The 8285-nt window shown below is 54.5% G+C and carries 7 protein-coding genes; 5 read left to right on the forward strand and 2 right to left on the reverse strand.

Annotated elements, in window-relative coordinates:
- Nucleotides 1-1931 (reverse strand): TonB-dependent receptor (locus tag AC5DB9_RS16030; protein ID WP_491732089.1); only part of this gene is annotated, 1931 nt, incomplete at its 3' end.
- Nucleotides 1932-2140: 209 nt separating this feature from the next.
- Here AC5DB9_RS16030 and AC5DB9_RS16035 point away from each other — a divergent pair.
- The gene (locus AC5DB9_RS16035; protein ID WP_022959398.1) at nt 2141-3112 is read left to right on the forward strand and encodes a helix-turn-helix transcriptional regulator; all 972 of its coding nucleotides are present in this window, start codon (nt 2141-2143) and stop codon (nt 3110-3112) included.
- 68 nt (nt 3113-3180) lie between these two features.
- On the opposite strand, the gene ilvC is transcribed toward AC5DB9_RS16035, so the two are convergent.
- On the reverse strand, nt 3181-4656 hold the full coding sequence (gene ilvC / locus AC5DB9_RS16040) for a ketol-acid reductoisomerase (protein WP_272990376.1): 1476 nt from the start codon (nt 4654-4656) through the stop codon (nt 3181-3183).
- A 149-nt stretch (nt 4657-4805) separates the two neighbouring features.
- On the opposite strand from ilvC, the gene ilvY reads away from it, so the two are divergent.
- Genes ilvY through msrQ form a run of 4 tightly spaced genes read left to right on the forward strand, consistent with a single transcriptional unit; the run spans nt 4806 to nt 8223 of the window.
- On the forward strand, nt 4806-5717 hold the full coding sequence (ilvY, locus tag AC5DB9_RS16045) for an HTH-type transcriptional activator IlvY (protein WP_272990379.1): 912 nt from the start codon (nt 4806-4808) through the stop codon (nt 5715-5717).
- 45 nt (nt 5718-5762) lie between these two features.
- A complete protein-coding gene (gene pssA, locus AC5DB9_RS16050; protein WP_272990381.1) occupies nt 5763-6593 on the forward strand; it encodes a CDP-diacylglycerol--serine O-phosphatidyltransferase in 831 nt (276 codons plus the stop codon).
- A gap of 51 nt (nt 6594-6644) precedes the next feature.
- Complete coding sequence (gene msrP, locus AC5DB9_RS16055) at nt 6645-7616, forward strand: protein-methionine-sulfoxide reductase catalytic subunit MsrP (RefSeq protein ID WP_272990386.1); 972 nt, start codon at nt 6645-6647, stop codon at nt 7614-7616.
- 16 nt (nt 7617-7632) lie between these two features.
- On the forward strand, nt 7633-8223 hold the full coding sequence (gene msrQ / locus AC5DB9_RS16060) for a protein-methionine-sulfoxide reductase heme-binding subunit MsrQ (protein ID WP_272990383.1): 591 nt from the start codon (nt 7633-7635) through the stop codon (nt 8221-8223).
- Nucleotides 8224-8285: the final 62 nt, after the last annotated feature.

The following is an 8285-nucleotide window of genomic DNA, read 5'->3' on the forward strand; positions in this document are numbered from 1 at the left end:
TCGACCTTCGCCTCTACCTGCCACTCTTTGATATTGCCCAGGTCGTAGCTGAATTCGACGCTGAGGTTGACCTTTGGGGAGCCCGGCATGGGATTGCCAGACAAGTCACCGCCCACGCTGGAAATAAAGTCCTTGTACTCTGTGTGCAGGTAACCCCCTCCGAGATTCATGGAGAGCCGTTCGCTGATCAGGGCATTCACTTCCAGTTCTACGCCGTAGATCTTCGCGTCGGCGGCATTTTCCAGAGCAAATACCACGGGGGTAGTGGGGGTGCTGCCCGATACATAGGTGTAGACCTGCAGCTCCGAGTAGTCGTAGTAGAACACGGAGCTGTTCAGACGCAGCCTTCGGTCAAACAAGGTGGATTTAGAGCCGACTTCAAACGCCGTGAGGTACTCCGGGTCCACTTGAGTGACTTCATTGGGGTCGAAGAAGGAGCCCAGATTAAAGCCACCGGATTTAAAACCGCGGGATAGGCTGGCGTAGAACATCCAGTCGTCGGTGGGCTGGTAATCGACGACAAACCGGCCGGAAACCGCATCCCAGCTCTCGGATAAGTGCCGTTCAGGTACCAGGGCAATGGGTGCGCCATTGGCTTGGTCATTGTAGTAGTTGGGGATCATGTCGCTTTTCAGGCGCGCCTCTTTCTCTTCGTAGGTGTAGCGGAGGCCGGCCGTCAGTTGCCAGCGTGGATTGAAGCGGTAGTTCAGTTCGGAATAAAGCGCGTAGGTGCTTGTATCTCGTGTCGAATAGCCGACGACGGGAAGTTGTGATCCTGCGGGGGCATCCCCGAATAGATTGGCTTCGGTGAGGTTCTCAAGATCTTCGCGAAGCAAAAACAGGCCGGTAACCAAACTGGTGTTATCGCCAATATCCCCGGAGATGTTGATTTCCTGCGTGATTTGCTCGCCGTCGGTATGGAAGCAGATTTCGTCCAGCGAGCTCGGACTGTGATCAATATCGCCGCAATAGTCGGTCGAGGCCTTTTCGAAGCCGGTGATGGACTTCAGGGTGAAACCATCGGTATCGAATGTGGTTGTCAGGCTGAACCCGTGAGTATCGCCATAGTGCTGCGATTTGCCGTTGAAGTTGAGTCGGCCGCTGTTGTTGGGGTGCGGGTCGGTGTAGCCAAAGGCATTGGTACCTCTGGGTTTGCCCTGATTGAAGTCGCTGCGGTCTACGGCGCCATGAAGATTAAGCAGCAGTTGCAGCCTGTCCGTCGCTTGGAAATCGAACAGGCCACGCAGCGCGTGGACTTCCTTGGCGTTGGCATCCTTGCCGTTGTAGTCATTTCGTCGGTCGCCGTCATTGGTGGTGGAAATTACCGCCAGGCGCCCATTCATTCGCTGGCTGAGCTTGCCGCCAACGTAGCCTTCGACATCGCGTTGCTTGTGGCTGCCCAGCGTCAGGCGTACACCGGCCTCCGTTTCTTCGGTGGGCATGTTCGAGTGGAAGGCAATTGCACCACCGGTGGTGTTTCGACCGAACAGTGTGCCCTGCGGGCCGCGCAGTACCTCGATCCGCTGCACGTCGAAGAGCTGGGCGGTTTGCGACCCTGTGAGGCCCATGACCACGTCATCGACGTAAATACTGACAGGACTGATAGTGGTGGCGTTGAAGTCATTGTTGCCAACACCGCGGATGAAAATATTGGGTTGGCCGCCGAAGGTTTTGATCTCCAGGTTGGGCGTTTTCTCGTCGATGCTCAGGGTGTCGCTGAAGCCGAGGTCGCGGATGCTGTCTCCTGTGAAGGCGGTGATGGAAATCGGTACATCCTGGAGACTTTCCGACTTTTTCCTTGCCGTTACGACAACTTCCTCAACCTGGCGGCTGGTGTGCTGGTTGGGCTCGGCGAAGGCCAAATGCCCCGGTGTGCTGAGTAAGCTCGCGATAAGCGCGCTGGGTTTCCAATAAGCTTGCAGACGGTTCATAGTTCTTACACTCGTAAATTATTGGTTTTATAACTGTGTTGGCAGTGTGGTTATGAAGCCTATCGCCGTCTGAAATGGGCTGCTTTCACAATAGCGAAGGAAAAATAGGACTAAAGGGAAGGGCCGTAACGCTGGTTTATTACTTTCTTGACTCTGTTGAAGAGAGAGTGGTAACACTGAGCTGAAATAAACATAAAAAAGGAGGCGTTATGACACCGGATATAGAATGGACGGCGCAGGCGTCACCGACGTTCTCGGTGTTTTCTCATTTTAGCCATGCGCTCAGTAAGGCTCATGAGGGTTGGAGCTTTAATGGCGTCGATGCCGGGGTGACATCGGATCAGGCCCTTCCCGCTTACGTTAAAAAATACAGTTTTGGCAGCAGCTTTCTCACCGATATTCTGGCCTTGCCGATGAGTGGCTGGCGTGAAGGGAAGCTTGAGATGACGAATTATCTGGCCATCTCCTATGTGGTGGATGGCGATGGCTATCAATTGGATGTTTGCGGTAATCGCTACGCGATGAAACGCGGGAATGTGTTTGTTTGGAATACGTCTCAACAGATATATTTTGAGTCGTCACAGGCCGTTCGGCAGCTCTCTATTTTCATTCCGCTCGGGCAGGCTTTTAACGTTGGTAAGCTGGTCTGCAAAGATAAACTTTATGTTCTTGATGAGAGTGAAACCATCTCCAATATTCTGCGCTCAATACTGTTGACGCTGAGAAAAAACGCGCACAAGACCTGCATCAGTGATGAGCTGTTTATTATCAACCCGGTCATTGAGCTGACTTGCTCCAGTATCAGTAAGCGGAATGCGTTTCAGCTAGAAAAGAAGCGAGGGAGGGAGCAGTGGCTGATAGAAATTCAGGATTACGTACGGAATAACCTGTTTGACGCGGACCTCTGTGTGGCAAGTATTTCTCAGGCATTGGGCATCAGTAAGCGATACATTCATCAGATCTACTCGGCTGAGACGGAAAGTCTGTCGCGCTGGATTAGCCGTCATCGCCTGGAGCAAGCTGCTCGTTATTTGAAAGATGAGAACTTCAGAGGCGTTTCTATTACCGATATTGCGTTAATGAGTGGCTTCAATGACAGTGGTTATTTCAGTCGCCAGTTTAAGATGGAATATGCACAAACACCTCGGGAGTATCGATTGGCGGGGTTGGCAGATCACTAGCCGGGATAAAAACCGGGATGCAATAAAAAAGGGCGCCACTGGCGCCCTTTTTGTCGACGGAAGAATTATCAAACGATCTTCTTCATGGCCGTCATGTAGCTACGCAGCTGGCGACCAACCACTTCAACCGGGTGGTTGCGGATTTCGGCGTTAACGGCAATCAGCTCCTGGTTGTCGACACCCAGATCCTTCACATCCATACCTTTGCCGATAACGTCAGTAGAGACTTTGCTCATGAAGTCTTTCAGCAGCGGACGACAGGCGTGATCGAACAGGTAGCAGCCGTACTCAGCAGTATCGGAGATAACCACGTTCATTTCATAGAGCTTGCGGCGCGCGATGGTGTTGGCGATCAGCGGCGTTTCGTGCAGCGACTCGTAGTACGCAGACTCGGGCTTCATACCGGCAGCAACCATGCACTCAAAGGCCAGCTCAACACCGGCTTTACACATGGCAACCAGCAGAATGCCGTGGTCGTAGTATTCCTGTTCGCTGATATCCATGTCGCCAGCGGGCGTTTTTTCAAACGCTGTTTCGGCGGTAGCGGCGCGCCAGCCCAACAGATTTTTGTCGTCGTTGGCCCAGTCTTCCATCATGGTTTTGGAGAAGTGACCACTGATAATGTCATCCTGGTGCTTCTCGTACAGCGGACGCATGATGTCTTTCAGCTCGTCAGCCAGCTCGAATGCTTTGATCTTGGCCGGGTTGGACAGGCGATCCATCATATTGGTGATGCCGCCGTGCTTCAGACCTTCGGTGACGGTTTCCCAGCCGTACTGAATCAGCTTGGAGGCGTAGCCGGGCTCGATACCTTCTTCGACCATCTTGTCGAAGCAGAGGATGGCGCCGGTTTGCAGCATGCCGCAGAGGATTGTCTGCTCGCCCATCAGGTCGGATTTTACTTCCGCAATGGGAGACGATTCCAGAACGCCTGCGCGATCACCACCAGTGCCGGAAGCCAATGCCTTGGCAATGGCCATGCCTTCACCTTTGGGGTCGTTTTCGCGGTGAACGGCGATCAGTGTCGGAACGCCAAAGCCGCGCTTGTACTCTTCACGAACTTCGGTGCCGGGGCATTTCGGACAGCACATAACAACCGTGATGTCGGGACGGATTTGCATGCCTTCTTCAACCAAGTTGAAGCCGTGGGCGTAGTCCAGGCAGGCGCCATCTTTCATCAGCGGCATAACCGCGTTAACTACGCTGGTGTGCTGCTTGTCGGGCGTCAGGTTCATTACGACGTCGGCCGTGGGGATCAGTTCTTCGTAGGTGCCAACGTTGAAGCCGTTCTCAGAAGCGTTCTTCCAGCTTTGACGCTTTTCGGCAATGGCGCTGTCGCGCAGGGCATAGGAAACGTCCAGGCCCGAGTCGCGCAGGTTCAGACCCTGGTTAAGGCCTTGGGCGCCACAGCCAACGATGACGATCTTTTTGCCTTTCAGGTAGTTGCAGCCATCAGCGAATTCGCTGCGATCCATAAAGCGGCATTTGCCCAGCTCTTCCAGCTGCAGGCGCAGCGGCAGGCTGTTGAAGTAGTTCTGACCCATGAGGGATCTCCTGCTTAGGTATTGATGAGATAAAAAATTGGGTGGGAGTCTTTTCCCAGTGTCGCGCACTCTAGCAGGGGAAGTGTGTTGCGTAAATTGATATATAATCGATAGAGTGTTGAGGGAATCGGGATAAAAGTGGGCGTCCAATGAACAGTAAAGAGCTGGAAGTCTTTATCCATCTCAGCCAGTCGCTGCATTTTGGCAAAACCAGCGAGGCAATGCATTTGAGTGTCTCGGCGGTGAGCCGGGCGATTCAGCGCCTGGAGGAAGAGGTGGGCGTGAAGCTGTTCGAACGGGACCGCCGCCGGGTTCGCTTGACGGCTGCCGGGCGGGAGGTATTGCGCTACGCCGAGCAGACCTTGCTTAGCTGGCGGTCGCTGAATCAGCGACTGCATCAGCAAGGGGAGGCTTTGCAGGGGGAGATTAGCCTGTTTTGCTCGGTGACCGCTTCGTACAGTGTATTAAATACCGTGTTGGAAGTGTTTCGGCAGCGTTATCCGGGTATTGACCTGAAACTGCATACCGGCGATCAGGCCGATGCCGTGGATCGTATCGCGGAGGGCAAGGAAGATGTGGGTATTACTGTGCGCCCGCCACAGCTGCCGTCGAGCCTGGACTACTTGCCGTTGAGTCGTTCTGCGCTGCAGTTGCTGGTGCCTAATATTCCCTGCTTGGTTTCCGAACAGATTGCACGTCACGGCGGTGATGTGGATGCAGCCTTGCTGGCGAGTCTGCCTTTTATTCTTCCCGAGCGTGGTGTGGCGCGGGACTTGATTATGCAGTGGTTCCGCCATCGCCAGCTTCGGCCGAATGTCTATGCGCAGGTCAGTGGTCACGAAGCTATTGTGTCGACGGTGGGGCTGGGGCTGGGTATCGGCGTGGTGCCAGATCTGGTGTTAGACACGTCCTTTCTGCGTGAAAAGGTGCGGGTGGTGACGCTCGATCCGGAACTGCCGAGTATGGACATTGGGGTGGTGGTACGACGGCAGCGGCTGGCCGATGTACTGGTGCGTGCTTTTTGGGATTGCGCGCAGTCATCGTACCGCAGCGACAATTAATTTATCATGTGGGCCTTTCATTCCTTACTGGAGCTACGCTGAAAAATGGCTGATGAGCAAGCGGGTAAGAAGTCGATGCCGCAGTTTGAAAAAGAGGCTCTGCTGCTGATCGATGACCACGAAGAGGAAATCTCGGAGAACGGGAAGACCGTTCGCAAGCGGGGCATTTATCTACTGCCGAACCTGTTCACCACGGCGGCGCTGTTTTCTGGGTTCTTCGCAATTGTGTCGGCCATGAACGGTCAGTTTGAGGCGGCGGCCATTGCTATTTTTGTGTCGATGGTCTTCGACGGTCTTGATGGACGCGTGGCGCGGTTGATGAACGCCCAGAGCAAGTTTGGTGCGGAATACGACAGTCTTGCCGATATGGTGTCGTTTGGGGTGGCGCCCGCGCTGGTGGTGTTTAGCTGGGGCGTCTCTGAACTCGGCAAGTTTGGCTGGGCGGTGGCTTTCATTTATGTGTCTTGCGCAGCGCTGCGGCTCGCACGCTTTAACACCCAGATCGATACGGCCGATAAAAACTTTTTCACCGGATTGGCCAGTCCGGCCGCCGCTGCGGTGATGGCGGGGGTTGTTTGGGTGTCGGCGCAGGAAGGTTGGGTCGCTCAGGAATTACCGATCGAGTTGGCGGCAATAGCCGGGCTGCTGATGGCCATCATCGGCATGCTGATGATCGTTAATGTGCGCTACAACAGTTTCAAGGGAATCGACTTTAAAGGGCGGGTGCCTTTTGTCGTGATGATTCTGGTGGTGCTGGCCTTCGGCCTGATTTCCGTCGATCCTGCGCGCATTCTCTTGGGCATTGCGCTGGTCTATGCGCTCTCTGGCCCCGTACAGGCCAGCTACCGACGACTCAAAAAGCCGCCCTCGGTGTAACAAAAACGCGGGGGCGGCATCTGAGTTATATCGATAACAGAGGGCGCAATGATGCTAATCCGCAAGCCAGCCGATATTCCCAGTAGCGAAATTACCCCCGAATCCGTTTACCTGCGACGGCGGGAATTGATGAAGGGGGCTGTCGCTTTGGCTGGTGCTGCGCTTCTGCCGGGTGGCGTGTCGGCGGCGGAGTTGAAGGCGCTCAGCTACCGCGCCGCAGAGACTGCCGAAGACAATCCTTTTTACACCAGTGAAGCCCAGACCCCTTTCAAGGACGCGACCAGCTACAACAACTTCTATGAGTTTGGCACGGCTAAGGATGATCCCGCGCAATATGCAGCCGCACTGACAACAGACCCCTGGTCAATCGAGGTCGAGGGCGAGGTGGGCAAGCCCGGGCGCTACCATTTGGAAGATCTGCTGAAAGGCATGGATATAGAAGAGCGTGTTTACCGCCTGCGCTGTGTTGAGGCGTGGTCGATGGTCATTCCTTGGCTCGGTTTTCCGTTATCCACCCTGCTAGCCCGCTTTGAGCCCACGTCTAAGGCGAAGTATGTGCAGTTTGAAACGCTATTCCGCCCGTCGGAAATGCGCGGGCAGCGCTCGGCGTTCTCCACCATCGACTGGCCTTATACCGAGGGCCTGCGTATGGATGAGGCGATGCACCCGCTAACGCTGATGAGTGTCGGGATATATGGCAAGGTGCTGCCCAATCAGAACGGCGCGCCTATCCGCTTAGTGGTTCCCTGGAAATACGGTTTCAAAAGCATCAAGTCCATCACCAAAATCCGCTTTACCGAAAAACAGCCCCGCAGTAGCTGGCAACGCATTGCGCCCGACGAATACGGTTTCTATGCCAATGTGAACCCCGAGGTCGACCACCCGCGCTGGAGTCAGCGCTATGAACGTCGGTTGCCCAGCAGCCTCTTTACCCCTCAGCGAATAAAAACGCAGATGTTTAATGGCTATGCCGAGCAGGTGGCAAGCTTATATAAAGATATGAATCTGCGTTGTTACTATTAATCAGTAAGGTGTGAGCATGGCAAAAGAGGCGCTGCTGCGTATTGGTAAGCCGTTGCTGATAGTGGCGGCCATGTTGCCCTTGGCGGCACTCATTTATGCGGCGTTGAACAATGGCCTGGGTACAGACCCGGTAAAGGCCTTGATTGTTGAAACCGGGGAGTGGGCGCTTTGGCTGTTGCTTGCCTGCTTCGCGGTCAGCCCTCTCCGCTCGTGGTTCGGCGCGGCTTGGTTGCTGCGCTTTAGGCGGACGCTGGGGCTGCTGGCCTTCTTCTATGTGTCACTCCACCTCGTGATGGTCAGCAACTATCTGTTCTTCTGGGATTGGGCGGTTGTCGGAGAAGAGCTTTCGGAGCGGCCCTATATTATTGCGGGATTCTCTGCGTGGCTGCTGATGCTGCCGATGGCGGTTACGTCGAACAATTGGAGCGTTCGGCGCCTGCGCCGCAGTTGGCGGCGTGTCCACATGCTCATGTACCCCATCATGCTGCTTGCCTGGCTGCACATTGCTTGGCAAGTGCGCTCTAGTTATTTCGACGCAATTGTATACGGATTGATCATTTTTTCTCTTTTTCTTCAAAGAGTTAAAAAACTTCGAAAAAGCTGTTGACTCTCTTTGTTGGGTCTCTATAATGCGCCTCCTCTCTTGCAGAGACAGGCCTTCAGCCACCG

It is taken from the genome of Spongiibacter sp. (genome assembly GCF_984394615.1).